Source organism: Desulfomicrobium apsheronum (assembly GCF_900114115.1).
In the GTDB taxonomy this organism is placed as follows: domain Bacteria; phylum Desulfobacterota; class Desulfovibrionia; order Desulfovibrionales; family Desulfomicrobiaceae; genus Desulfomicrobium; species Desulfomicrobium apsheronum.
Window position 1 is genome coordinate 17,233 of record NZ_FORX01000008.1, and the last position, 25,498, is coordinate 42,730.

Consider the following 25,498-nt stretch of genomic DNA (forward strand, 5'->3'; position numbering starts at 1 on the left):
CCGGACATTTTGGTGGACAGGCCTGAAACGGGTGCGTATTGGTCGATCCGTACCTAACCGTTCACCATTCACGTCCAAGGAGCAGTTCATGGCACGATTCCTTCCCAATGAGGATCCCTTCACTCTGGAAGACCAGCTCAAGATCCTCGGCAACGACGAGTTGCTCGATTTCTGGGAAGAAAGCCAGATGCTCGACCGCTATCTCGAACCCACGGAACACGAAGAGCCGCCGTCAATGCACTACGAAAACGCCATCCTGAACGAACTCAGGTTGCGCCATTCCATGGGCGAGATATAAAGTTCCTGCCTTCGACGCTCCAAAGCTCCCTTTTCGGGAGCTTTTTTTTTGCCCCCAGGCATATTTTGGGCAAAAGAAAAGCCGGTCAGGGACCGGCCGAAAAATCTGGAGCGGGAAACGAGATTTGAACCCGCAACCCTCAGCTTGGAAGGCTGATGCTCTAGCCATTGAGCTACTCCCGCCCGCGAGGATCATGCAGCTACTTCAACCGCACATGGCCGTCAAGGAAAAAGAAGGGGTTACCGGGCGTCCCCAACCGCCGATCCGCTTCGTCGCCGCGTAAAACACCGATCATCGCCATTTCAAATACGCCTGGGACCCGGGTATTCCCTGTTCCCCGCATCCCGCCGTCCTGGAACAGTCCGGTCATTCGTCGTTCTTGACCGGTTATCCAAGTCCCTGGCCGGGCTCCATGATGCGGCCGGTCAGGGCGGTCTCGTACCCGCCCAGCTTCTCGATGCGCTCCTTGAAGGATGCCGAGCGGATCAGTTCCAGTGCCACTTCGGTCTTCCAGTCCGCATGTTCGGGCAGGAAGGCCAGATCGTAACGCTCCCGCGCCAGGGGCACGAAATCCAGACCCAGGGCGTTCGCGGCCGCAAAAATTCCCAACCCACAGGAGGCCGTCCCGGTGAGCACGTTGACCGCCACCGCCATGTGCGTGAACTCCTCCTTGTCGTACCCGTTCACCTGCTCCGAACTGATCCCGGCCTGCCGCAGGTGATAATCGAGCAGGATGCGCGTCCCGGCACCTCGCTGGCGGTTGATGAAGCGCACCTCGGGCCGGGCGAGATCCTCCACTTTGCTGATGCCAAGCGGATTACCCTTGGCCACGATCAGCCCCTGATGCCGGATGGCCAGATTGACGCACGCGACGTTGAGGCCGGGCAGATACTTGCGGAAAAAGGGAAAGTTGAAGTCACCGCTCAGCTCGTCGAAAAGATGAGTCCCGGCCATGAGCGCCGAACGGTTCTTGAGGGCCGTGAGCCCACCCATGGAACCCACATGGCTGGAGGCGATGCGCACCGGCCGGGTCAGCCCCATGAGCTCGTTGCCAAGCACATCGAGGATGTTGTCGTGACTGCCGACCACGACCAGGGTCTGATCCAGCTCCGCCGCCGGCACAAGCAGCTCGGCCCGGACCTTCGAGGCGGCCTCGGCGCCCTCGCTGTCCACCGGAATGCGGGTCACGCCCTGGGCGCGGATGAGCGTGGTCAGCATGCCCGCGCCACGCCCCAGGGGGGTGGCCACCAGCTTCTCTCCGACCCGGCCGATGGCCAGCCGGACCAGCTCTTCCGTGCCGAGCTTGGAAGGAATCTTGCGCGCCAGTTCCACGTCCACCAACTGTCGAACCGGAGGCGTCTTGCGGGACAGCCAGGACAAAAGCGGGATGAGCAATTCCTCGAAACAGACCACGGCCGAGACCGGATATCCCGGAGCCCCGACGATCAGCTTGCCGCCCACGATGCCGAGGATGGAGGGCTTGCCGGGCATCAGGTCGATGCCGTGAACCAGCACCTGACCCAGGCTCTCGATGATGGAACGGGAAAAATCCTTGGAGCCGGCCGAGGACCCGGCGCCGATGACGACCACATGGCTTGGTCCGTTCACGGCTTCGCGCACCGCCGTAGTCAGGGCGTCCTCGTTGTCCGGCACGGGATCGACCCGGGTGAAGAGGCAGCCCTGGGCGGCCGCCAAACCGGCGAAGACCTGCGAATTGCTCTCGATGACCTGCCCCGGACGCGGACTTGGGCGCGTGGTGAAATCAAGGACCTCATCGCCGGTGGGGATGAAGGTCATGCGCAGCTGTTCCCAGACCGGAACATCCCAGATCCCGGCGCTCAGGAGGCCGCCCACGTCATAGGGAGAGAGCAGCCTGTTCTGGGGCAGGAGCAGCTCCGTGGCCACGATGTCCTCGCCGATGCGGCGTACGTGCTGCATGGGGAAGACCGGGGTTTCAAGCTCGATGAAATCATCGGTGTCGCGCACGGCCTTCTCGATCATGAGCACCCCGTCCATGCCCTCGGGCAGAGGGTGTCCGGTGTTGACGGGCGCGCATTGGCTGCCCTTGGCCAGCCGCACGGGCCGTCCTTCGCGGGCGGCGAAAGTGGACTCGGCTTTCAGGGCATAGCCGTCCATGGCCGCGCTGTGAAATGTCGGGGAGGAACACACCGCATGCACCGCCTGCGCCGTAACCCGGCCACAGGCCTGATGCGCGGGGATCGTCTCCATGCCGACCAGGCCGTCCCGGTCAAGGGCGTCCATGGCCAGACACAGGGCTTCGGCCACTGGCACGGTCTTCAGATATATGTTTCGTTTTTTCATTTTTTTTCGCAGGTTAGAATATCCAGACATCCACGTCCTGTCCGGCCCTCATGCCTTCGAGGGATGCGGGAAGCCGCACCAGCCCGTCGGCATCGAGCATGGTCCGCAGCAGCCCCGACTTGCCGAGCCTCGGCATAGCCACGCACTGCCCGTCCTGTTCTTCAAGCCGCACCCGCACATAGTCCTCGCGGCCGGGTTTGGATGACAGGTTGGCCCCGAGCTTGGCCGGACGCATGAGCAGGCGTCCGGCATCAAAGGCCCCCGCATCACCACCCAGATGCACCAGAAGCGGCTGCCCGAAGACAAGCATGACGATCTGGGCGGAGGTGACCTGACCGGGAAGCCCAAGCACCGGCTTGCCCCCGACTCGCGCAAGGATGGTCGGCTTGCCGGGGCTGATGGACACGCCGTGAGCCAGAATTTCGCTGTCCGCGAAGGATTCCAGGACCTCGATGGTCAGGTCACGGGTCCCGATGGAACTGCCGCCGGAGATGAAGACCACGTCGTTTTCCTCCAGACAGCGGGTCAGGGCGTCCTGCAGGGCTTCACGCGCATCCGGGACCAGTCCGTGGGCGCTGACCTGGGCCCCCGACTGCCGGGCCATACAGGCCAGCGTATGGGAGTTGACGTCCCGTATCTGCCCGGGCCTGGGCACGGAATCGACAGGGACCAGTTCGTCGCCCGTTGATACGACACCGCAGCGAGGCCGACGATAAACCCGTGCGGCGGTGCAGCCGATGGCGGCCATGAGTCCCACATCCTGGGGACGCAGACGCCTTCCGGCGGGCACGGCCACCTGCCCCTGCCCCACGTCCTCGCCCTTGAGCATGACGTTCTCGCCCGGGGTTACGGTCTTGCGAATCTCGACTGTCGTATCCCCAAGCATCTGGGTATGCTCGACCATGATCACGGCGTCCGCGCCGGGCGGCAGGCTTCCGCCCGTAGCGATGCCCATGCATTCCCCGGAATAGAGGGGACGGCTGACGACCTCATCGATGGCCGCGCTGCGGGCAAGCTCCACATAGGCCGGATTGCCCTCGCTCGCGCCGAAGGTGTCAGACGCGCGCACGGCATAGCCGTCCATGCAGGAGCGGTCGAGGGCCGGGATGTCCTCCCCGGACAGGATGTCTTCGGCCAGAACGCGGCCAAGACAATCCTCCAGGGGCATGAGTTCGGAATCCACGGGCGCGAAACCACGCAGCAACTCGCAAAACCGGGCCGGAGAAATGACCCGGAAAAAACCATGATCCATTCCTAATCCGCCTTGAAAGATGAAAGTTTGGTTTCCGGATAGGCATCGGCGTAATACTGCACTTCCTCGCCGAAAATATCCTGGGCCTTGCCCTTGGCGTAGACCTCGATGTCGCTCTGCAGCTGCAGAAACTGCCGGGCCAGCTGACGCCCGACGGGGGTAAGCTCATAACGCTGGCCCTTGCCCTTGATCTTCTGCACCAGCGGTTTGCCGATGCTTTCCTCGGCGGCCTTGAGCTTGCCCCAGGCGGCCCGATACGACATCTTCATATCCGTGGCAGCCTGTCTGAGCGATCCGCACTCCTCGATTTTTTCGAGCAAAAGGGCCCGGCCGATGCCCAGAAAAATCTTCTCGTCGCGTTCGAACCAGACATGCAGGCGCAAGGTCAAGGTGCCCTCGGTTTTGGATTCGGTCATGGATTCCTCCTCCCGGCTTGAGGATGATGTGATTAAAATTCAGACACATATTTTGCTAAATCAAAGCAAGACACAAAACAAGCATTGTGATGTATCAAAAGACACGCTAGGAACGGACCCGGCCCGGATTCACACCTCGCCCTTCACCAACGGAGAATGCCCATGATCGAAGCTGAAAAAGCCCTGGAATTGCTTGCCAAGAAAATCGACGCGTGCAGAAAACGGGATTTTCTTCCCGTGGAACTGATCGATCTGGTCGAAAAGATCTACACCCGTCAACTCAAGGCCCGGGACAAAGCCCAGGTTCCTGCCGCCGCCACGATCGAAATCGCCGATCAACTGCAGCACAGCCAGGGCGCTCCTCTGGTCGAAAGAACCGATTTTCCCTTTGACAAAGACCAGAGCATCGAACTGTTCAACGAATTCCTGGAGCTGACGAAAGCGGTCAACCCGGCCCTTGGCGAAGCCGCTGCCGCCATTTCGGCCGCCATCGCGGACAAATCCCTGGACCTGGACCTGGTCATGCAGGCGCATTTGAACGGCGACGAGGGTTTTTTCTCCACCTGGACCGCCGTCACCCCTTCCGCGCCGCGCATCCTGCCCATGCTCGCGCAGGCCGCCATGACTCCGTCCCTCGAGCGCGCCGCCATCGCGCTGGAAGCCCGGACCGATCTTTCGAATTCCTGGGAACATGGGCACTGCCCCCTGTGCGGCAGCATGCCGATCATATCCGATTTGCGCGAAAAGGAAGGATTCAGATACAACATCTGCGGATTCTGCCACGCGGAATATCATGCGCCCAGGTTGCAGTGTCCCTTCTGTCTGGAAAAGGACGTGGCGAAACTGGAATACTACGAGGCCGATGAAGAGCCCGGAGTACGCATCAACGCCTGCAAGACCTGCAATCTTTACATCAAGCTCACGGATTTCAGAAACCTCGATCGCAGAACCCTGCCCCTGGTGGATGATCTGGAATCCCTGAGCCTCGATGTGGCGGCCCGGGAAAAGAAATACAAGCGCCCTACTCTCTCGGCCTGGGGTTTTTAAAGAATAAGAACTGCCTCCAGACAGGACCGATTGTTGCCATCCATATGAACAAGGGGATGGATTCCCGCCTTCGCGGGAATGACTCGGAGGCGGGAATGACTCGGAGGCGAATGCGAAAATTGCGCATTTCTCCCTGCGGGTTGAATCCGTCAACAGCCTTGCCCCGGCCAGCGCCCGGTTCCAGCGTTCCGGGTCGATCCGGGGCGGGGGCGGCAACTGTCTGACTGAGCCAGGAATCGTTTGTTTTTCCGTCGTCCCTCGCCCGGAGCGCAGACATCTGTTCGGCAGAAACGACGGAAAAACAGTACGAGACCGGAGAAGGGGTTTTGGCGGCCGCGCCCCGGATCGGCCCGGAATGCGGCCGCACTGAGACGCCTGCAAACCAAAAATACCGCGCCCGCTGCCTTTCGGCGGCGGATCGCGGCACAGGGAAAATCATGATTGGATTGGTGCTTGCCGGAGGAAAATCATCCCGGCTCGGACAAGACAAGACCCGCGTCGTGCACGAGGGGCAGACCCTGCTCACGCGCACGGCCACGCTGCTGCAACGCCATGTCGACAAGGTCTATGTCTCCTGCCGGCAGACCATCGATGTGGGCGGGCCCTGGCCCGTCATCACCGATGAGACGGAGCGCATCGGCCCCGCCGGCGGCATCATCACGGCGCTGCGCAAATTCAGGGAACCGATATTCGTCCTTGCCTGCGACCTGCCTTTCATGGAGGACGGCATCATCGAAAGACTCATGGCCGCGCGGGAAGAGCGCCCGCGGCATTGCGTGCTGACCACCTGGCAACTCAAGGATACGGGATTCATCGAGAACCTGGTCGCAATCTACGAACCGCAGGCCCTGCCCTTGCTGGAGGAAGGCGTGTCCCAGGGGCTCTTCAAGCTCAGCCGGCTCATCCCGGCCGAACTGCGCCACACGGTAATCTACACGGAAGACGAACGGCGCATCTTCTTCAACGTCAACTACCCGACCGATCTGGAGCAGCTGCAAGGCCGCTAGAAAAAACTATTTCCCGCGAACGAAATCAAGCGTGCCGACCCCCGGCACGTCCAGACGGACATTGCCGCCCTCGATCACGCCTTCGACCACCGCCCCGTCACCGGTGTGCACGTTGAGCGCACCCTCGCGCACGACCCATGAAAACGGCAAAACCTCCCCCTCGATCTCCCATTTGCCGCTGCCGTCCTCGGCCAGCGTCATGACCGCGTTCACCGGCCCGCTTGGGCCCGTGTGCGACGCCTCGTAGCGTCCGGCGAGATCGGGCCGGGAGGAACAGGACAGACAGAGAAAAAGCAGCAAAAACGGCAGTAATTTGATCACAGCCCAAGTTCCTCCGGTTTGAGCATGAAGAGCCGGTCCAGATGGATCAGCCGATCATAAAAATAAACATGTGCGGTCATGGCCAGCCAGCCCAGATCCCTGAGCACCGTCCACCAGGAGATGGGCTCCCCAACGGTCTGGAAGCAGCCGCACCCGATGGGCGTATCCTGGATAAGGGCCACCAGCACAGCCACGGTGAACATGGCCAGCATCCCGCCGATCAGCAGGCTCGCCGCCCGCACCCTGACACCGGCCAGAAGAAAGAGGCCGCAGACCAGCTCCAGCCAGGGCATGAACACGGCCAATGGATTGATCAGCCAATACGGGACGATGAGATAGCCCGCGATGTTGTCCGCGAACTCGGCCGGAAAATTGATCTTGTGCAGGCTGGCGTAGATGAAAATTCCGGCCAGATAGAGACGCAGGATCAGGGCGAGAAGGGGATGGGTCAGGATGTGCTTCAGGCGTGGAATCATTGCGTGCCTCCGTCCAGGGCCAGAGGTGGGACGTCCTTGACGATATAGACCCGCTCATGGTCCCTGCCCAGAAATTTCGTGGCCACGGTCAGGTCGTAGCGGCGGCTCACGCTGCGCCCGAAAACCACGATGGGCCGCTCGGGGTCCTCGGCGGTCATTTGCATCATGTAGACCAGATCGAAAAGCTGAGCCGGAACATTGACCGCTCTTTGCGCATGCTCGCGCTCAAAGAACTCACGCGGGCGTGCATCGACAAGAAGCGCATCCTCCTTTTCGATGAGCGCCAATGCCTGCTTCAGGGTCACGAATGGAACCTCGGGCCCGGGAGCTTCGATCAGGGGTATACCGCGCGGGTTTTGCGCGTTGAACGCCAACGCCATGCCCAGACTCAGCGCAATGATGAGAAAGAAATCGACCAGGCGCACCCGGGTCAGGCTCAACGCCTTGCTGTGCACGATGCCGGCGATGCGTCTGCCCGCGGCCTCCAGCATGCTGATTTGGTCCCTGGCCCGCGTCAGTTCATCGATGGTGCGTCGCAGTTCCTCGTTCTGCCTGGCCAGATCATCGTTCAGGGCCATGATGGTCCTGAAGGAATCGGCATTCTTGAGATGCAAGACGCCCTGCGAAACAAAGGCCTGCAACAGGCCGTCCTCGGCGGGAACCGTCGGACCGAGACTCTGCCCCAGCAGCAACACCCCGTACAAGTTCTCGCGCAGCATGAAGAGATAGCCCCGGTCGGGCGTAAAACCCAGCTCGATCCCCATGGCGCCGCTCATGTCCTCGACAGGTTCGACCTGCAAGGGTTGCAGATGCTTTTCGCGCACACCAGCCAAGCACAGAAAAAACAGCCTCTCCACCTTTTCGTCGGTGAGTTCGGGCTTTACCGGCAGGCCGCTGGAAATTTCATGGATTTGTCCCGAGCTGCGGTCGTGCAGCACGAGAAGGCCCTGGGGCCGGGAAAAATGCCCGAGCAGGGTCAAGAGAAAGGTGGACATGACCTCGGCCATGTCAACGCGCAGAATTTCTCCGGAGAGGTCGCGCAAAGCGCTCAGGTGATAAATCTGACGGTCCAGGGTGTCGTTTTGCTTGGTCAACTCGGCGTTGAGCAGTTCGACACGGGTGGCATAGAGCGAGAACCGAAGGCTGGTCTGGAACAGGGTGCCAAGACCCGCCACAAGCTGCCTGTCGTTTTCATCATACGGGCGCCCGGCCAGGCTTTCTTCCAGGCCGAGCACTCCATCCCGGCCGTCATCGAGAGGACAGACCAGGAGCAGCTCGCATTTTCCGGGGCAGAGCTCGCCCTGCAGGGAGGGCACGAAAAACGAGGATTTGCGCTCTTCGCCGAGGGCGTCCAGATGTTCGCGCAGCACCCGCGCATATTCAGGAGTCAGGCTTTTGGAGAGACTGGAGCGGGTCATGAGCTGAAACCCGTCCTGCCCCAGGACGGCCGCAAAACCGCCCCGGGCGCCAACTCCACCCTGGGCCGAAAGCAGAAAAGCCTCCAGTATCCTGTGTGGATAACGCGCCCCGCTCAGCTCTGCGGCCGTATCGAACAGAATCTGAAACTGGTATCTGACGCGATCGGCATCGCCTTCGGTTTGAACCGTCATCTGCCGCTCCGCGATCAGTCGAGCAGTGTCTTTATGTGCTGGTACAGCGCGTCAATGTCCTGAACCACGCCGAGGTGGTCGTAAACCACGCTCCCGTCCGGTCTGCAGACGATGGTGTAGGGCGTGAGCGGCTCACCCAGCACCTTGTGCAGCACGTAGTCGGGGTCGCTCAGAACCGGAAAAAGGTACTGGCCGGTGCCCAGCAGCTGCCTGACCTCGGCGTCCGTTCCTCCGGCGGCCAGCCCGAACATGGCCACCCGCCCCTTGAGCTTGCCCCTGTTCAGGCGGTTGAAAAGGGTTTTGAAACCCGGGGACTGCTTCACGCACTGCGGACAATACACTCCGATGACCTCGATGAAAATGAGATCGGCGCCAAGATCCGCAAGAGTGAAGGTCGTTTTCCCCTGCACGCCAAGCATCTCCTGCCCGGCCGGATCGAAGGGAACGGGCAGAATCAGTTCGGGCATGACGTCGCCGGTGGCGGGCGGCGCGGCCATGACAGGCTGGGTCACGCAAAAGAGAAAGAGACAAAATGCGATACGAGTGAAAAGCGTCATGAATACTCCTTGGCATTTGGCCGAAAAAACCTAGGCGCAGGCCTCGTCCAGGCTGTCGAAGATCTGAACCATGCGGGTCAGACCAACTATGCCGAAAACCTTGCGAAAATTCTCGGAAAGACCGGCCATGACGATCTCGACACCGTCCTTTTCGCTCTCCAGAACCAGCTGAGTCAAAATGGCGATGCCTGCTCCGTTCACAGAGGTGTTGGGATCGAAATGCAGCACGATGCGCTGCACCCCCGCTTCCTGGGCCTTGGAGTAGGCTTCGCGCAGATACGGTTCGCTGTGGGAACTGACGCTTCCCTGGATCTCAATGACCAGCGCCTGGCCCTGCCTAACGACGCTGACTTCGTTTTGCCTACTCTTGGCCAGTTTGAGCCGCTCCTTGGCCCGGGCCAGCCCCTGTTCAAGGCTCTGCCGCTGGATGGGCTTGTTTATGAAATCGGCGGCATCCAGATTCAGGGCCTGAATGGCCAGATCCATGTCGCCATGCCCGGTGATGACGATGACCTCCGTAGCGGGCGACCGCTTCTTGATCTGCTGCAGAACCTCGATTCCGTCCATGCCGGGCATCTTGATGTCAGTCAGGACGATGTCGGGTTTTTCCCTGTCGAATACTTCCAGCCCCTCTTCTCCGGATTCGGCCGTAAGGATGTCAAATCCGTACACGTCCAGAAAGAGCCGGAACATTTTCAGGGTAGCCTTCTCGTCGTCGATGACCAGGATTTTTTCTTGCGTCATTGAGATGTCTCGCTGGGTTGTTCCGTTTTTTTGTCCACGCGGGTTGCGTTGTGCTCAAGAGCCTGATGACTCTCGACGCTTGGAAAACTCAAGGTGAATGTTGTCCCCTGACCCGGTTGACTGTCAATAGTAATGGTTCCGCCATAATCGCGGACAATTCCGTATGTTATGGCCAGGCCGAGCCCCATGCCCTTGCCGGTCTGTTTGGTGGTGAAAAAGGGCTCGAAGATCTTGTTGCGCACCGAATCGGCTATGCCTGGGCCGTTGTCGGCGAAGGATGCGAAAACCCGGCCTTCCCTGGCGTAGGTGCGCACCAGGATGTCTCCCCACATGCCGGGTTCACTCTCCATCTTTTCCTGAATGGCGTCCCGGGCGTTGTTGAGCAGATTGAAAAAGACCTGTTGCAGCCGGTTGTTGTGGCCCTTGATGTACGGCAGGTCCTCGCCCAGTTCCAGGCGAATGGTGATACGCTGGATGGAGAACTGACGGCCGATGATGGACAGCACGCCGCGGATTGGCTCGTTCATGTCCACCCTTTCCATGACCAGGCCCGATTTTTTGCCGAAGGCGCGCAGATTGTTGATGATGTCCGTGGCCCGGTCCACCTGCTGGCTGATCTCCGTGGCCATGTCCCGGATCTGGGTTTCGGTCACTTCGCGATTCTGCTCTATGAGCAGGTTCAGGTACTCGCTTCCCATCTTGATGGCATTGAGCGGCTGGTTGATCTCGTGGGCGATGCCCGCGCTCATTTCGCCAAGGGTCTTCATCTTGGCCGCCTGCACGAGCTGCGCGTCCTTCTCCATCATCTCGGTGATGTCGGTCACGGCCACGATCATGGCGTGAGTGCCGCCGTAACTGATGGGACAGGCGTGCATGTTGACGTAAAAGGGCCGCTCGCCCTTCTTGTAATGGAGCACCTTGGGATAATAGACGCAGCCGCTGTTCGTGACCGCATCATTGAGAGAGGTCAGACATTCCCGGACCTGGTCGTGACCGAGCACCATGAAGGACACGCCCAGCAATTCGCCCTTGGAATATTCGTAGAGTTCCTCGGCCCTGGGGTTGGCGTCGAGGATGAGGTCCGTGTTGCAGTCCACGACAAAAATGGGATCGGGACCCGAATCGAACAGGGACCGGTATTTCATCTCCGATTCCTGGAGGCGCTTGCGGTAGAGGCGGATGGACCAGACCATGCTCATGAACGAGTCGGCCAGCTGGATGACCTCGTCTCCTCCGCGTTTGCGGTAGAAGAGACAGGTCGAGCAGACCTGACCGGTCTTGCCCTCGGACTTGCGAGACTTGCGTCCCTGTTCGTCGAAATGCCAGCAGGGCATGTTGGTGTCCTTGTAGGCCGGACAGTTGGTCACCGCCCAGTCCAGACCCTCGCCCAGATCCAGATGCACATCGAAATTCCCTCGGCTGAGCTCGTCCGAAATGTTTGTCAGGCGCGAAATCGGGCTGGTGATATAGCGCGAAATGCGATGACTGACATAGAAGATAATGATGATGACCGCCGAGATGAATCCCAGGAACATGAAGCGCAGCTTGGCCACCAGCTTGTCGATGTGTTCCTTGCTCAATCCCACGTGCACCGTTCCGATGCGGTACAGCCCCTCGTTCATGGACACCGCGATGTCGTAGGAGGTCTGCGCGCCCACCGCGACCAGGCGCACGCTGTGCATGTTCCCCTCAAGGACGGGATTGGCGGTGCTCAAGGGGCCGGGAAAAGGCACGGTGAAGGTGTGAGAAAGGACCTTCTCGCTGCGATCGAGCACAAAGATGTAATTGATCATGTGCTGGCGCTCCCGCAACCGGGCCTCCTCGAAAATGAGGCTCAGGAGCTCCGAATAGTTCTTGTCGAGAACAAACCCGCCGCCGCGCTCGGCAATGGAGTGGGCCACGGCAATGCCGCGCAATTCAAGCTCCTTGGTCAATCCGGAGATGAGAATCCAGCGGGCCAGGAGCGCGATGGTCACGCTGATCATGAGAATGACGGCCAGGATGGAGATGAAAATCTTGTTCTTGAGCGAAATGCGCGCGTAGGGTTTCATTGGCCATCCTCCCGGCGCAGCTGCTCCCAGTCGTCAAGGAGGATGAAACGGCCATCCTGCAGACGGGTGAAGTAGACCTTGTCCATGCCCTGATGATCCAGGGGGCCGAAAGTCAGCCCGACATCACCACCCAGAGAAAAGTTCGTCATGGAGGTGATGGCCTCAAGAAAGGATTTGCGGCTCAAATTTCGTCCCGCCCTCCGAAGCCCCTCCACGAGCACCTTGGCGTTGATGTAGCCCTCGAAACCCACGAAATTGGGTTCCTCTCCCGGAAAATACTTTTCCAGCAGCCGGACGAACTCCTCGGCGCTTTCGGCCACGGTTCCGTCGCGGCTGATGGGCGGAGGCACTACCTGGGACATGATCACGTCCAGACCGTTCGTTTCCGACTGCAGGAGGTTTCGCGACAGTTCCTTGGCGCCGACGAAGGAGACCATGTAAAAAATGGGTGAGTACTCATTTTCCAGCGATTTACGGATGAAATTCGCGCATGGGTCCGAAGTGCCGATCATGACCACGGCTTCGGCGCCGGATTCGCGGATGCGCTCAAGACCCTCGCTTATGTCATGCGTGCCGCGCACGTAGCTTCCCCTGGCCACGGGCTCCAGCCCAAAACGTTTGAGCGCCAGTTCCGTGCCGGTCAGGCCGTCGAAGCCAAAGGCGTCATACTGATAAAAGACCGCTATGCGGGTCAGCTTGAGGTCCTGCACCAGATGCTCCACCGCAGCGTTGGTTTCCTGATAGTACGAGGCGCGCACATTGATGAGATAAGGCATGAAGGGCTCGCGCAGAGCGTTGGCCCCGGTGAACATGCCCAGGAGCGGAACCTGCGCCTCTTCAACCAGGGGCAGGATCTTGACTGCGGTCGGGGTGCCCACATAGCAGAACAGTCCAAAAACCTGGTCCTCGATGAGAAAACGCTGGGTGTTGTCCAGGCATTTCGGCGGATCGTAGGAATCGTCGCGGGTGATGACGCGAATGGCCCGGCCGTGCACTCCGCCCTGTTCGTTGACGTGCTGCAGATAGCTCATGGCTCCGCGCAGCGTTTCCTGACCCAGATAACCGGCGTGCCCCTGCAACGCCAGGGAAGATCCGAAGGTGACCTCGGTATCGGTCACTCCGAGCCCTGCCGGGGCGAGAGGAATCTGGACTTCGGCGTCCTGGCAGGATGCCAGCCACGACGCAATCACCACCAAGAGAAATATCCGCAAACCTCCGCGCACATCAGCCTCCATTGGGAAATCGTTGCATGCCCAAATGCCGAGTAGCTGAAAAAGACATCTTGCGCCACTTAAACTCCGACCCTTGCCCTCCCGAAGCAAGGACTGTATCTTGTGCAAAAATGTGAGTTTACTCCCTATGGGACGCGTGCATTATGTCTTTTCTGGCAGAATACAATCTAGACATACCTTCTCTAAATAAGATGTTTGGAAAAAAGCACAGAATCGCTATTACCCACAATTTTGCACAGGATTTTTTATAAATGAATTTTCAACATTTTGAAAATATTGTAAAAAATGAAAATTCTGCAAAAAAATTTTTGTTGCAATTTTGCTGGAAAAACCATCAGCGTTTTTGCCCCAAATGCCGCAGCCGGAAACTCTATGCCCTGCGGGGAGGAAAGCGGCGTTGCTCCCGTTGTTCATACACATTTCATGACTTCAGCCAGCGCTTCATAAACAACGGCAATCTTGGCGCCCAGCAATGGCTGCGCCTCATCAAGCTCTTTGAACTGGAGGTATCCACTGGCCGCATGGCGGAGCAGCTCGGAGTCACCTACAACACCGCCTACAAGGCGGTGACCACCCTGCGCATGGCCATACTGGCCCACTCGCTGGACGCACGCCTGATCATCCGCTCCATCGAAGGGCTCGATTTCTCGAAATCCGGCAAGTTTCACTTGGACATGAGCACCAGAAGCGGGGCGCGCATGCCCGTGTTCGGCATCGTGGAGCGCGGCTCGCACGTTTTCGCCGATCTCATTCCCGAGCTTGACGGCGACAGCATCATCCATTTCAAGATGAACTTTCACCTGAAAACCGCCAACCTTGGCAAGATTATCTACACGGACCGCTTCAAGCAATACGCGGCCCTCTTGGTCGGGGGCAGCCATCTGTCCGCGCGCTACAACATCCGCCACAACGACAAGGGGCTTTTCATCGACTCGTCCAAGGGCTTCTGGTCCTTTTCCAAAGACTGGTTCAGGCGTCTCAAGGGCATCTCTCCCAGAAATTTCCCGCTTTACATCAAGGAACTTGAATTCCGCTACAATCACAGAAACGACGACATCTTCCCCATCCTGGCCGAATATCTCTGCGCCATGGTGCCAGACTTTGAGGATTAAAGATCTCCTTGCATAACCTTCTTTTTTTCATGCATAGCACAGAGCATGAAAAAATCGGAAAACGTATCGAAAACCCCCATACCTCTCTCGCAAAAATCAGAGTCGTCCGGAATGCAAGGCCTGTTGCCTTTTTCCGGCCTCGGCTTTGACCTGCGTCCGGTCCTGACCAGGCGCATCAGCGTGAGACTCATTGGGCGCGAGGCGACCCGGCCTGCCGAGTTGCCGCTGGTTGATTTCGTTCTCCCGTCGGGCCGTCGACTGCAATTGCGCCTCGGCCAAGAAATTCGTGGAAGGTAAACACCAGAAACATTGTCAGGAGGATCTGCATGAAACTGGGAAGAAGAGAATTCGTCAAACTCACGGCCGCAGCTACAGCGGTCACGGCCTTTGGAGGCCTGGGGTTTGACCTGGCGCCCACCAAGGCCCACGCACAGCTCCTTAGCTTGCGCAAAGGCAAGGAAACCACCTCGGTCTGCTGTTACTGCTCGGTAGGCTGCGGACTCATCGTCACCACCGACGAGAAAACCAAACGCGCCATCAACATCGAAGGCGACCCGGATCATCCCATCAATGAAGGCGCTCTCTGCGCCAAAGGCTCGGCCATCTATCAGCTGGCCGAAAACCCCCAGCGCATCACCAAGGTCCAGTACCGGGCACCCGGCAGCGACAAATGGGAAGAGAAGAGCTGGGACTGGGCCATCACGGAAATCGCCAAGCGCGTCAAAAAAGTCCGTGACGAATCCTTTACCTTGAAGAACGCCAAGGGCGAAGTCGTCAACCGCACCGAAGGGCTGGCCTCCGTAGGCTCGGCAGCCATGGACAACGAGGAATGCTGGATCTACCAGGCCTTCCTGCGCAGTCTGGGGCTGACGTACATAGAGCACCAAGCACGTATTTGACACAGCGCAACTGTTGCGGCTCTGGCAGAGTCGTTCGGACGCGGCGCGATGACCAACCACTGGATCGACTTCAAGAACAGTGATTGCATTTTGATAATGGGCAGCAACGCTGCCGAAAACCACCCCATCTGTTGGAAATGGGTCACCAGGGCGCAGGAAGCAGGCGCGACGGTCATTCACGTCGACCCCCGCTACACCCGCACCTCCTCCAAATCCGACATGTACGTCCCCCTGCGTTCAGGCTCCGATATCGGCGTCCTGGGCGGCATGATCAAGTACATCCTGGACAATGACCTCACTCAGAAGGAATACGTTCTCCATTATACCAACGCTTCCTTCCTCGTTTCCAAGGATTTCAGCTTCAGTGACGGCCTGTTCTCCGGTTTCGACGAAGCCGGACGCAAGTACGACAAGAAGTCCTGGAGCTTCGAAATGGATGAGAACGGCGTGCCCAAGCGGGACATGACCCTGAAGGATCCCCGCTGCGTGTACCAGATCCTGAAGAAGCACTACGACCGTTACGACTCCAAGAAAGTTTCCGCCATCTCCGGTTCCCCCGAAGACCAGCTGCTGGCCTTCTACAAGGCCTACACGGCCACGGGCAAACCGGACAAGGCCGGCACCATCCTTTATGCCATGGGCTGGACCCAGCACACCGTCGGCGTGCAGAACATCCGCGCCATGAGCATCATCCAGCTGCTGCTGGGCAACATGGGCGTGGCTGGCGGCGGCGTGAACGCGCTGCGCGGCGAATCCAACGTCCAGGGCTCCACCGACCAGGCCCTGCTCTTCCACATCATCCCCGGTTACATGGCCACTCCGCGTGCCAACTGGGCGACCCTGGAAGACTACAACAAGGCCAACACCCCGGCCAGCAAGGACCCCAAGAGCGTCAACTGGTGGCAGCACAAACCCAAGTACATGGCCAGTCTGCTCAAGTCCTTTTACAAGGAAGCCGACCTGCCCACCGCCTACAACTGGATGCCCAAGCTCGACGCCGGCCAGAACGCTTCCTGGCTGGTGCTCTTCGACAAGATGCTCAAAGGTCAGTTCAAGGGCTTCTTCGCCTGGGGCATGAACCCCGCCGCCAGTGGCGCGGACTCCAACAAGACCCGCGAAGCCCTGTCCAAGCTGGACTGGATGGTCAACGTCAACATGTTCGAGAACGAGACCGGATCCTTCTGGAAGGGCCCGGGCGTCGATCCCAAGAAGATCAAGACCGAAGTCTTCTTCCTGCCCTGCGCCGTCTCGGTGGAAAAGGAAGGCTCCATCTCCAACTCCGGCCGCTGGATGCAGTGGCGCTATGCCGGTCCGAGCCCCATGGGCGAATCGAAGCCGGACGGTGACATCATCTATGAACTCGCGCTGAAGATCCGCGAGCTGTACAAAAAGGACAAGGGCGCGTTCCCGGATCCGGTCCTCGGCCTCAACGTCGACGACTGGGGTGATGGACACGTCTTCGATCCGCACAAGGTCGCAAAGCTCATCAACGGCTATTTCCTCAAAGACACGACCATCAAGGGCGCTGACGGCAAGGAAACAGTTTACAAGGCCGGAAGCCAGGTCCCAAGCTTCGTCATGCTTCAGGCAGACGGCTCTACCTGTTCGGGCAACTGGATCTACACCGCCTCCTACACCGACAAGGGCAACATGGCCGAACGCCGTGACAAGACCCAGACTCCGGAACAGGCGAAAATCGGCCTCTTCCCCGGCTGGACCTGGTCCTGGCCGGTCAACCGCCGCATCATCTACAACCGCGCTTCCGTGGACCTGGAAGGCAAGCCATGGGCACCCCAGAAGCCTGTCCTGGCATGGGACGGCGCGAACAAGAAATGGCTCATCGACGTTGTCGATGGCGGAGGAGACGCAGGCGCCAAGCATCCCTTCATCATGCAGAAGCATGGCGTGGGACAGATCTACGGTCCGGGCCTGAACGACGGTCCGCTGCCTGAATACTACGAACCGCTGGAATGCCCGGTCACCGAGCATCCCTTTTCCACGCAGCTCAACAGCCCGACGGCCCTCATGTTTGCCGAGGATGCTCACAAGCGCACCACCTGCGACCCGCGCTTCCCGTTCGTGTGCACGTCCTACCGCGTCACCGAACACTGGCAGACGGGCGTACTGACCCGCTGGCTGCCCTGGCTCACGGAAGCTCAGCCGCAGATGTTCTGCGAAATGAGCGAGGAACTGGCGGAACTCAAGGGGATCAAGAACGGCGAAAAGGTCATCCTGGAGAATCCGCGCGGACAGCTCTGGGCCATCGCCATCGTCACCAAGCGCTTGAAGCCTTTTGACGTCATGGGCAACCCTGTCCATGTCGTGGGTATTCCCTGGCACTACGGTTGGGTCTGGCCCAAGGATGGTGGGGATGCAGCCAACCTGCTGACTCCTGCTGTCGGCGATCCGAACACCGGCATCCCGGAAACCAAGGCCTTCATGGTCAACGTGAAGAAAGCGTAAGGAGCCAATATGTCAGGAAAATCATTCTTCGTCGATCTGACCAAATGTACGGCCTGCCGCGGTTGTCAGATCGCATGCAAGCAGTGGAACAAACTCCCGGCCGAGCAGACCAGAAACCATGGGTCGCATCAGAACCCCATGGATGTTTCGGCCATCACCTACAAGACCGTGCACATGAAGGAAGTCGCCGACGACAAGGGCTTCATGGCCGCCTGGCTCTTCTTTCCCGAGCAGTGCCGCCATTGCACCGAACCGCCTTGCAAAATGACCGCCGACGCCTATGACGACACGGCCATTCTGCAGGACGAAGTCACCGGCGCCATCACCTTCACGGAAAAAACCAAGGATTTGCCTGATTTCGATGAAATCCGCGAAGCCTGCCCCTACAACATCCCGCGTCAGGACGCGGCCACCAAGGTCATTACCAAGTGCACCATGTGCCTTGATCGTGTGCAGAATGGCCTCAAACCCGCCTGCGTACAGGCTTGTCCGACCGGGACAATGAACTTCGGAGATCGAGACGAGATGTTGGCTCTGGCTGAAAAACGCCTGGCCGAGGTGCAGAAGAAATTCCCTGACGCGGTGTTGGGCGACGCCGATTCGACCAGGGTCATCTACCTCTACCAGATGGACCCGCAGAAGTTCCACGACTTCGCGGTTGCCTCAGCCACCACGCCTGGGCTCATGAACCGCAAGGCCATGTTCGCCAAGCTCTTCGGCTCGACTTCCAGAAGCAAGGCCTAGTCCAGAAGGCCCTCCTCCATCGGCCGGCCGGGAAGACGGCTTCCCGGCCTCTCTTTAAAAAAAAACAAAGGCCCGCGCTTCGGACATCCGAAAACGCGGGCCTTTTTTCGTCAAACACACGACCTCAGAGCGGATACGGCGTCAAACTGCGCACCCCTTTCTCGGTAACCAGCAGGGTCTGCTCGAACTGGGCCGAAAGGGACCCGTCGGCCGTGACCACGGTCCAACCGTCATCGAGCCTGTTTATGGCCAGACCGCCCTGGTTGATCATGGGCTCAATGGTGAAGACCATGCCCGGAACGAGCACGACACCAAGGCCGGGACGTCCGGTATGATTGACCTGTGGCTGTTCATGAAAAGCATGCCCCACGCCGTGCCCGACCAGTTCACGTACCACGGAATACCCCGAACCTTCCGCATGGCTCTGGACGGCGTGCCCCACATCCCCGAGCGTCGCACCCGGACGGACGGCCGCGATGCCCCGGGCCAGGCACTGGGCCGTCACCTCCACCAGCCTTGAGGCCTCGGCGGACACCTTGCCGACGAAAAACGTGCGGTTGGCGTCGGCGAACCAGCCGTCCTTGATGCTGGTCACATCGACATTGACGATATCCCCCTCGCGCAGTTCGCGCGGCCCGGGGATGCCGTGACAGATCTCGTCGTTGACCGATACGCAAGTGCTCTTGGGAAATCCCCTGTAACCCAGGGAAGCGGGCACGGCCCCATGTTCCAGAGTGAAGTCATGGACCAGGGTGTTGAGGGCGTCGGTCGTGATACCCGGAGCAATATGGGCCCCGATCATGTCCAGCGTGCGCACCACGAGTTCTCCGGCCTTGGCGATGCCGTCCACGGCCGCCTTGTCCTTCAGTTTGATGCGATACCTCTTCCAATATTCTTCCGCCACGGAGGCGCTCAGACTCCGGCGGTTCAACCGTAATTTCGAGTTGCGAAATAGCATGACGTACCTTTGTTTGATGTTTTTTAATATTACTTGTCCCAGAACGCACCGTTCTGTCCAGTGTCCGCGAACGTTGCCTTCCATGACTCTTTCGGCCATGATCGAAAAAAAAAGGAGGCAACCATGCCAGTTATCAAAATCTCAGGAATGTCCTGCGCCCACTGCACGGGTTCCGTGACCAAAATTTTACAGACAACGCCCGGCATCTCCAACATTTCCGTGACCCTTGACCCCGGTCAGGCCAGCTTCGACGCCGACCCAGAGGTCAATCTCGATCAGGTCAAGGACGCCTCCGCAAGATCGGCTTTGACCCACAGGACTAGGGCATGTTTCCAACCTTGCGCAAGCTGATCCTGCTCGTTCTGGGCATCCCGTTCGTGATCCTCGGCACCCGCTTCCTCCTGGACGCGGGTCAAAGCGCCCTGATCCATTTCGCCGCCGAGTCCTGGAAACCGATCACGGTCGAGGTCCTTTCCGTGGAGCATTTCTCGGGCGCGGACCAGGCGCTGGGAAACCAGACTGTGGTCCATTACCAGTACGAATTCGAAGGCCAGGCCCTTGAGGGGCAATTTTCGTGCATCGGCGACGAATGTCCGCAAACGGATCTGCATCTGTCCCTGCGCGCGGCCCAGGACGAAAAACGCCCCGTTTCGGCCCTGGTCAATCCGGACGACCCCGCGCAGTCCCTGCTCTACCGACACCTTTACATGCCCCTCTTCCTGCTCAAGGCAGGGGTCGGACTTTTCTGCTTCCTGACCGGCAGCGTGTCCGTCATCTTCGGCGTCTATCTGCTGAGCGGCGCAGGCGCCGCCAAGGGAGGCAAATGATCCACGTCGTGGCGCACGTCACCCTCAAACGCAAAACGGCTCCGCTCTTTCTGCGCGAATTCCGCGATCTGGCCGTCCTGGTCCGCCAGGAACCGGGTTGCGTGGACTATTTTCCGGCCCAGGATGTCGACATGGCCCTTGAAAACCAGCATCTTGGCCCGGATTCGGTCACGGTGCTTGAAAAATGGGCCAGCCGCAAAGCTCTTGAGAGCCACCTGCGCTCCGGCCACATGCGCGGGTTTCAGGAGAGAATAAAAGACATCGTACTCGACACGCGACTGATCATCGTCGAAGAGGTCTAGAAAAAAAACAGGGCAAGGCAATGCTGAAATCAAAGGCTTGCCGCCTGCCTACACGTTCCCGATGGCCGACAAAGGAAGAGCCCCTGCCGAAGTCATTCGCGCAGGGGCTTTCTTTTTTCACGGACTGGCAGATGTTCTCAGGAACCGCGAGGCTCCCGCGCCAGCTTGAGCAGGGCGTTGATCACGCAGGCGGCGAGGCTTGAGCCGCCCTTGCGACCGACGATGGTGATGTAGGGGATGGCGTCCTGGGCCAGGAGCAACTCCTTGGATTCCGCCGCGTTCACAAACCCGACCGGCATGCCCACGATGAGCTTTGGCGGACGGGCGCCGCGCTCCATCCAGTCCAGGAGGCGATACAGGGCAGTCGGCGCATTGCCGATGACGAAAATGTCCGCCCCTCCATGAGCCATAACCTCGTCCACGGCGGCCCAGGCCCGGGTGACGCCTTCGCTTTTGGCGCGCTTGGCCACCGCCGGATCATCGATCAGGCAACGCACCGTGCATCCGAGAGGCTCAAGCCTGCGGACCGGAATGCCGGACAATGCCATGCGGGTGTCGGTCACGATGTCGGCTCCGGCCAAAAGCGCGTCCTTACCTGCCTGGATGGCGGCGGGATGAAAGCGGATGTGCGAGAGCAGATCGAAATCAGCGGTGGTGTGAATCATGCGGCGGGCGACAGCCCACTGGTCCCCTGCGAAGGGCCGGGGTTCGGGGACCTCTGCGTCGATAATGGCCAGGGAGCGGGATTCGATCTCCATGGGGGGGACGGAAACATACATGAGATATCCTTATGAAGAGGCGCCGGACAAAATGCCAAGGGGTTTCGCGGCGCGGAATCAAAACCTCATTTGGGGGAGTCTTCAAAGACCGTGATCATGAAAAGGCTTTCCTGCTCGAAAAATTCCTGCTCGATGCGACCGATCAGAGGTTCCACGACATCAAGCACGATTCTGGCGCGCTTGAAGGGCTTGTCCTCGTGACCGACTCTGATCTTGCGCACCATGCGCCCATCACAGGGGATTTCCCTGATCAGGCCAGGCTTTGGCAGCGCGCCGTCGAAATCACACACCACCCGCACCGGAAGCGCGGTCTTCAGCGTAAACACGTCGGGCAACACCGGACCGTCCAGATAAACGCGCACCCGCTCGGCGGAGCCCATGGATTCAAATTCGACGCGCACTATGCGCTGTTCCTCGAAAAGGAGGCAGCCCTTGCCGGAATTTTCCTCGAACACGGGCACGGAGACATCCGCACCGGGAGTCAGAAGCGCTGAATGAAAAATCCCGGGGTTGAGCTTGGTGAAAACATCCCGGACCTTGGCGTACTCGCCCATGGAGGTCACGCAGCCGTACTTCAGCAAAAGCTGGCGGACGCTGTCCCCCTCGACGACACGATGCACACGCACCGAATGCTCTTCGGCATGAAGATGCCCCAGTGGGCAGGATGCGAAAAGAATCCATAACAACAGATAGAAAAAACGGATTGATCTTGTCATGACCGGCAAACATCCATCATTTTAAAACGTCCGTATTTGACAACCCCGACACTACCCAAGAAATAAGAAAAAGAAAATCAATTCCATGCCATGATTTTTCACCGCAAGGACCGCTCTTTTTCGCGCCGCCCCCGTTCCTCCCCCCGATACGCCCCGCAGGGACGGCAGACAGTGAGCGCTTGGACACGGTAGCGAATTCTGGTAGTTAAAAAAAGTCGTCTCACGGCGCGCGCGGCACGAAATCCGGCAGAAAATCAAGCATCTCCAGAACGACCCACCAAGGGGAACACGAACCTCATGAGCATCCGCAACAATTCCAGCGCACAGGATCCCGAATCCGAACGTGGCGCGTGCAGGCAAGAGCTTCGTGAACTCAAAGACCGCCTCCAGGAGCAAAGCCTCGCCCGGGACCCGCTGCACGAAGACGCGGCAAAGCTGACGCAACTGGTCGCGGAACTGGACAAGGCCAAGCGGCAGGCCGAATCCGCAAGTCGCATGAAGTCCCAGTTTCTGGCCAATTTCAGCCATGAAATCCGCACCCCAATGAACGCCATCATCGGCATGACGGACGTCGTGCTGGGCACGAAGGTCACTCCCGAACAGCACCGCGCCCTGACCATCGTCAAGAACGCCTCCGAGTCGCTGCTCAATCTCATAAACGGTGTCCTTGATCTCTCCAAGATCGAGGCCGGGCAGTTCGCGCTGGAAATACGCCCCTTCGATCTGCGCGCCGAGGTCGAAAGAACCGTCAGCACGCTTGGGCTCACGGCCGCCGAGAAGGGCCTGGAACTGATCTGCCGCCTGCCCCCGGACATGCCACGCGAAATGCGCGGCGACCCCATCCGCCTGCGCCAGGTGCTCATGAACCTGCTCGGCAATGCGCTCAAGTTCACCCCCTCGGGCCATGTCTGCTGCTCCTGCGCGGTGGAACCGGACCAGACAGGCGACTGCGTGGTCCGGTTCAGGATCGAGGATACCGGCATCGGCATCCCCGAGGACAAGCAGGCCGGAATCTTCGAGGATTTCACCCAGGTGGACAGCTCCTCCACCCGCGTCTACGGCGGAACCGGCCTTGGGCTGTCCATCTCGCGCAAGCTGGTCCAGCTCATGGGCGGCGACATCTCGGTGCACAGCATCCCCGGGCAGGGCAGCACCTTCGAATTTCATACCCTCATGAGCCGGCCCAGCGCCCCGGACACGGCAAACGCAGGAATCTTCGATCACGCGGCCACTGTCCTGGTCGTGGCCAACAATCCGCTGATCCGAGCCCATATCGTGGAACTGCTCGCCTTCTGGGGGCTTGATGCCGAAACCACCGACTGCATGGAGTGCATGGGCCTTGACGGAAAAAGCGTGGACCTTGCGATCATGGACACGGACTTCGGCGACTTCGCCTGCATGGAACTCACGCTCTCGGGCGGAACCCTGCATGATGTCCCGAGCATCGTACTGACTCAGATGGGCGACAAATCGATCGCGGCCGGCGAGGGACAGATACGCGCCGTGCTGACCAAACCCCTGCTCCAGGACGAATTGCTGCGCGTCCTGGCCCAGGTTTTCGGACTGCGCCTGCACCTGCCGGACAATCAGCCCACGGAGCGCAGCCTGCCCCGACTGCGCCCGCTCGAAATCCTGCTGGTCGACGACGTGGCCACCAACAGGGAACTGGCCGGACTGCTGCTGGGCAAGATGGGGCACTCGGTGCACGAGGCGAGCGACGGCCTGGACGTGCTGACCATGATCAGCAGGCACGCCTACGACCTCATCTTCATGGACCTGCAGATGCCGGTCATGGACGGGTTCACGGCAACGGGCATCATCCGCGCCTGCGAACAGGGACTGCCAGCCCCCACGGACATGGACAACAGCTTTCTGGTCCGGGCCGTGCGCGAAAAGGTTCAGGGCACCCATACTCCCATCGTGGCCATGACCGCTCACGCCCTGCTCGAAGACAAGGAGCGCTGCCTGGGCATCGGCATGGACGGCTATCTGACCAAACCATTGCGGCTGGACGAGGTGCACGCGGTGCTCAGCGGATTCAGCGATATCCTGGACCCTTCACCGGCGCATTCCTCGCAGGCGCCGGAAGGCGAGCCGGAAATACCGTCCCGACCAGCGCCCCAGGCCGAGCCCGAAATTTTGCCCGAATCTTTCCCGGTATCCGAGCCGCAGCCATCGCCCCGGCCCACCAAAGACTATATCGCGCGCATGCTGGACTCCCTGAACGCCCAGTACGAACTCGATCGCGAAGAGGCCATGCCGTTGATCCAGAGCCTGGCCGAGACGCTGACCGCTCACGATCAGAAGTTGCGAGCTTGCCTGGAGGCAGCCGGGCCGGACAAGCTCATGCACCATGCCCACGGCATCAAGGGCCTGCTGATGAACATGGGCCTGACCGAGGAAGGTCTGACGGCAAAAAAACTGGAGAATTCGGCCCGCGCGGGCTCCGCACCCGAAGACCTGCGCCGGGAGACCGAGACCCTGCTGCTGACGACCGAAAACATTCTTGCGGAACTCCGCATCGCCCTTGGCGACGAAAACATCTGAAGGAGGCATCATGAACACCCTGACCTGGCACGGCCACTCGGCTTTTGCCATCACCAGCCAAAATCTCTCGATTCTGATCGACCCCTGGTTCGACGGCAATCCGTCGGCCAAGGCCACGGCCGAAAGCATTAGCGCCGACCTTGTCCTGGTCACCCACGACCACGGCGACCATGTGGGACAGGCCCTTGAAATCTGCCAGCGCACCGGAGCCACGCTGGGCTGCATCGTGGAGCTTGCCGCCAAGCTCAAAAGCCAGGGCCTGCCGGACAGCCAGATCCTGAACGGCATCGGTTTCAACATCGGCGGCACCGTGACCCACCAGGACATTGCGGTGACCATGGTCCAGGCCACTCACTCCTGCGAGTCGGGCGTGCCGACGGGATTCATCATCCGCCTGCCGGACGGCTACACCATCTACCATTCCGGCGACACGGGCATTTTTTCGACCATGGCCATGTGGGGCAAGCTGTACAAGATCGACCTGGCCCTGCTGCCCATCGGCGGTGTCTTCACCATGGACGCGACCCAGGCGGCCTATGCGACCATGATGCTCAGATGCAAGAAGGTCATCCCCATGCACTGGGGCACATTCCCGGCCCTGGCCCAGAACGTTGACGCATTCAGGAAGGAGCTGGACAAACTGGATCTGGGCGACGCCCTGATGCAGGTCGAAGTGGGAGTGCCGGTCGGACTGGTGGAGTGAGCCATCCGGCAAGGTCCTTGCCGAGTGGAACAAAATTGAAATGGCCCGGCCGATTATTTTCGGCCGGGCCATTTATCTTGTCGCGTCGACAAACGGACTCATCCCTGAAGAATGC

26 protein-coding genes, 1 tRNA gene and 1 pseudogene are annotated in these 25,498 nt (G+C 59.7%); 13 read left to right on the plus strand and 15 right to left on the minus strand.

Translation table 11 applies throughout. The features are described from left to right. The first annotated feature begins 88 nt into the window (after window positions 1-88). Window positions 89-298 carry a hypothetical protein gene (locus tag BMZ40_RS09305; RefSeq protein ID WP_092192447.1) on the plus strand — a complete coding sequence of 70 codons (210 nt, stop codon included), beginning with the start codon at window positions 89-91 and terminating at the stop codon, window positions 296-298. A gap of 106 nt (window positions 299-404) precedes the next feature. Here the strand turns inward: BMZ40_RS09305 and BMZ40_RS09310 are convergent. From BMZ40_RS09310 to BMZ40_RS09325, 5 genes are all read right to left on the minus strand, one after another. Then, window positions 405-480, minus strand: a tRNA-Gly gene (locus BMZ40_RS09310). A 17-nt stretch (window positions 481-497) separates the two neighbouring features. Further along, window positions 498-668, minus strand: coding sequence for a hypothetical protein (locus BMZ40_RS19575; RefSeq protein ID WP_177193088.1), 171 nt, complete (start codon window positions 666-668; stop codon window positions 498-500). Window positions 669-685: 17 nt separating this feature from the next. Then, the gene (locus tag BMZ40_RS09315; RefSeq protein ID WP_092374507.1) at window positions 686-2,620 is read right to left on the minus strand and encodes a molybdopterin biosynthesis protein; all 1,935 of its coding nucleotides are present in this window, start codon (window positions 2,618-2,620) and stop codon (window positions 686-688) included. Window positions 2,621-2,633: 13 nt separating this feature from the next. After that, entirely contained in the window at window positions 2,634-3,872 is a 1,239-nt protein-coding gene (locus BMZ40_RS09320; RefSeq protein WP_092374510.1) for a molybdopterin molybdotransferase MoeA, read from the minus strand. Window positions 3,873-3,874: 2 nt separating this feature from the next. Beyond that, a complete protein-coding gene (locus BMZ40_RS09325; RefSeq protein WP_092374513.1) occupies window positions 3,875-4,288 on the minus strand; it encodes a winged helix-turn-helix domain-containing protein in 414 nt (137 codons plus the stop codon). 162 nt (window positions 4,289-4,450) lie between these two features. On the opposite strand from BMZ40_RS09325, the gene BMZ40_RS09330 reads away from it, so the two are divergent. Together BMZ40_RS09330 and BMZ40_RS09335 are read left to right on the plus strand one after the other, a co-directional pair. Beyond that, on the plus strand, window positions 4,451-5,335 hold the full coding sequence (locus BMZ40_RS09330) for a formate dehydrogenase accessory protein FdhE (protein WP_177193089.1): 885 nt from the start codon (window positions 4,451-4,453) through the stop codon (window positions 5,333-5,335). Between the two features lie 437 nt (window positions 5,336-5,772). Beyond that, on the plus strand, window positions 5,773-6,342 hold the full coding sequence (locus BMZ40_RS09335) for a molybdenum cofactor guanylyltransferase (protein ID WP_092374827.1): 570 nt from the start codon (window positions 5,773-5,775) through the stop codon (window positions 6,340-6,342). 6 nt (window positions 6,343-6,348) lie between these two features. Here BMZ40_RS09335 and BMZ40_RS09340 read toward each other — a convergent pair whose 3' ends face one another. The 7 genes from BMZ40_RS09340 to BMZ40_RS09370 are packed head-to-tail and all read right to left on the minus strand — an operon-like array spanning window position 6,349 to window position 13,324. After that, window positions 6,349-6,663: a hypothetical protein gene (locus BMZ40_RS09340; RefSeq protein ID WP_092374519.1), complete on the minus strand. Its 315-nt coding sequence runs from the start codon at window positions 6,661-6,663 to the stop codon at window positions 6,349-6,351. After that, complete coding sequence (locus BMZ40_RS09345; protein ID WP_092374522.1) at window positions 6,660-7,139, minus strand: MauE/DoxX family redox-associated membrane protein; 480 nt, start codon at window positions 7,137-7,139, stop codon at window positions 6,660-6,662. The genes BMZ40_RS09340 and BMZ40_RS09345 overlap by 4 nt, the downstream gene beginning before the upstream one ends. Continuing rightward, window positions 7,136-8,749 carry a rhodanese-like domain-containing protein gene (locus tag BMZ40_RS09350; RefSeq protein ID WP_092374525.1) on the minus strand — a complete coding sequence of 538 codons (1,614 nt, stop codon included), beginning with the start codon at window positions 8,747-8,749 and terminating at the stop codon, window positions 7,136-7,138. The genes BMZ40_RS09345 and BMZ40_RS09350 overlap by 4 nt, the downstream gene beginning before the upstream one ends. A gap of 14 nt (window positions 8,750-8,763) precedes the next feature. Next, a complete protein-coding gene (locus BMZ40_RS09355) occupies window positions 8,764-9,306 on the minus strand; it encodes a TlpA family protein disulfide reductase (protein WP_092374528.1) in 543 nt (180 codons plus the stop codon). Between the two features lie 30 nt (window positions 9,307-9,336). Continuing rightward, the gene (locus BMZ40_RS09360; RefSeq protein ID WP_092374531.1) at window positions 9,337-10,050 is read right to left on the minus strand and encodes a response regulator; all 714 of its coding nucleotides are present in this window, start codon (window positions 10,048-10,050) and stop codon (window positions 9,337-9,339) included. After that, window positions 10,047-12,101: an ATP-binding protein gene (locus BMZ40_RS09365; RefSeq protein WP_092374534.1), complete on the minus strand. Its 2,055-nt coding sequence runs from the start codon at window positions 12,099-12,101 to the stop codon at window positions 10,047-10,049. Before BMZ40_RS09365 ends, BMZ40_RS09360 begins: the two co-directional genes overlap by 4 nt. Continuing rightward, the gene (locus BMZ40_RS09370) at window positions 12,098-13,324 is read right to left on the minus strand and encodes an ABC transporter substrate-binding protein (protein ID WP_092374537.1); all 1,227 of its coding nucleotides are present in this window, start codon (window positions 13,322-13,324) and stop codon (window positions 12,098-12,100) included. Before BMZ40_RS09370 ends, BMZ40_RS09365 begins: the two co-directional genes overlap by 4 nt. A 260-nt stretch (window positions 13,325-13,584) precedes the next feature. Between BMZ40_RS09370 and BMZ40_RS20170 the strand changes: the two are divergent. From BMZ40_RS20170 to BMZ40_RS09390, 5 genes and pseudogenes are all read left to right on the plus strand, one after another. After that, window positions 13,585-13,692 (plus strand): annotated as a pseudogene (locus tag BMZ40_RS20170) (transposase); the annotation flags it as partial. A 162-nt stretch (window positions 13,693-13,854) separates the two neighbouring features. After that, window positions 13,855-14,445, plus strand: a complete 591-nt coding sequence (locus BMZ40_RS09375) for a transposase (protein ID WP_245751072.1) — start codon at window positions 13,855-13,857, stop codon at window positions 14,443-14,445. A gap of 45 nt (window positions 14,446-14,490) precedes the next feature. Then, window positions 14,491-14,742: a hypothetical protein gene (locus BMZ40_RS09380; RefSeq protein ID WP_177193091.1), complete on the plus strand. Its 252-nt coding sequence runs from the start codon at window positions 14,491-14,493 to the stop codon at window positions 14,740-14,742. A gap of 29 nt (window positions 14,743-14,771) precedes the next feature. After that, window positions 14,772-17,807, plus strand: coding sequence for a formate dehydrogenase-N subunit alpha (fdnG, locus tag BMZ40_RS09385; RefSeq protein WP_092374546.1), 3,036 nt, complete (start codon window positions 14,772-14,774; stop codon window positions 17,805-17,807). A 9-nt stretch (window positions 17,808-17,816) separates the two neighbouring features. After that, window positions 17,817-18,551, plus strand: a complete 735-nt coding sequence (locus BMZ40_RS09390) for a 4Fe-4S dicluster domain-containing protein (RefSeq protein ID WP_092374549.1) — start codon at window positions 17,817-17,819, stop codon at window positions 18,549-18,551. A 124-nt stretch (window positions 18,552-18,675) separates the two neighbouring features. On the opposite strand, the gene map is transcribed toward BMZ40_RS09390, so the two are convergent. Then, window positions 18,676-19,455, minus strand: coding sequence for a type I methionyl aminopeptidase (map, locus tag BMZ40_RS09395; RefSeq protein ID WP_245751073.1), 780 nt, complete (start codon window positions 19,453-19,455; stop codon window positions 18,676-18,678). Between the two features lie 177 nt (window positions 19,456-19,632). On the opposite strand from map, the gene BMZ40_RS09400 reads away from it, so the two are divergent. Genes BMZ40_RS09400 through BMZ40_RS09410 form a run of 3 tightly spaced genes read left to right on the plus strand, consistent with a single transcriptional unit; the run spans window position 19,633 to window position 20,638 of the window. Next, window positions 19,633-19,860, plus strand: coding sequence for a heavy-metal-associated domain-containing protein (locus BMZ40_RS09400; RefSeq protein WP_092374552.1), 228 nt, complete (start codon window positions 19,633-19,635; stop codon window positions 19,858-19,860). After that, the gene (locus BMZ40_RS09405; RefSeq protein ID WP_092374555.1) at window positions 19,836-20,336 is read left to right on the plus strand and encodes a DUF3592 domain-containing protein; all 501 of its coding nucleotides are present in this window, start codon (window positions 19,836-19,838) and stop codon (window positions 20,334-20,336) included. Before BMZ40_RS09400 ends, BMZ40_RS09405 begins: the two co-directional genes overlap by 25 nt. Then, window positions 20,333-20,638 carry a putative quinol monooxygenase gene (locus BMZ40_RS09410; protein WP_092374558.1) on the plus strand — a complete coding sequence of 102 codons (306 nt, stop codon included), beginning with the start codon at window positions 20,333-20,335 and terminating at the stop codon, window positions 20,636-20,638. The genes BMZ40_RS09405 and BMZ40_RS09410 overlap by 4 nt, the downstream gene beginning before the upstream one ends. A 137-nt stretch (window positions 20,639-20,775) precedes the next feature. On the opposite strand, the gene BMZ40_RS09415 is transcribed toward BMZ40_RS09410, so the two are convergent. Further along, complete coding sequence (locus BMZ40_RS09415; RefSeq protein ID WP_092374561.1) at window positions 20,776-21,417, minus strand: precorrin-8X methylmutase; 642 nt, start codon at window positions 21,415-21,417, stop codon at window positions 20,776-20,778. A 65-nt stretch (window positions 21,418-21,482) separates the two neighbouring features. Next, window positions 21,483-22,133, minus strand: coding sequence for an AMIN domain-containing protein (locus tag BMZ40_RS09420; RefSeq protein WP_092374564.1), 651 nt, complete (start codon window positions 22,131-22,133; stop codon window positions 21,483-21,485). 297 nt (window positions 22,134-22,430) lie between these two features. Here BMZ40_RS09420 and BMZ40_RS09425 point away from each other — a divergent pair, with 297 nt between their 5' ends. Both BMZ40_RS09425 and BMZ40_RS09430 read left to right on the plus strand, forming a co-directional pair. Then, window positions 22,431-24,680, plus strand: a complete 2,250-nt coding sequence (locus BMZ40_RS09425; RefSeq protein ID WP_092374568.1) for a hybrid sensor histidine kinase/response regulator — start codon at window positions 22,431-22,433, stop codon at window positions 24,678-24,680. A gap of 7 nt (window positions 24,681-24,687) precedes the next feature. Then, window positions 24,688-25,383 (plus strand): metal-dependent hydrolase, encoded by a 696-nt coding sequence (locus BMZ40_RS09430; protein WP_177193101.1) that lies wholly within the window; start codon window positions 24,688-24,690, stop codon window positions 25,381-25,383. Window positions 25,384-25,498: the final 115 nt, after the last annotated feature.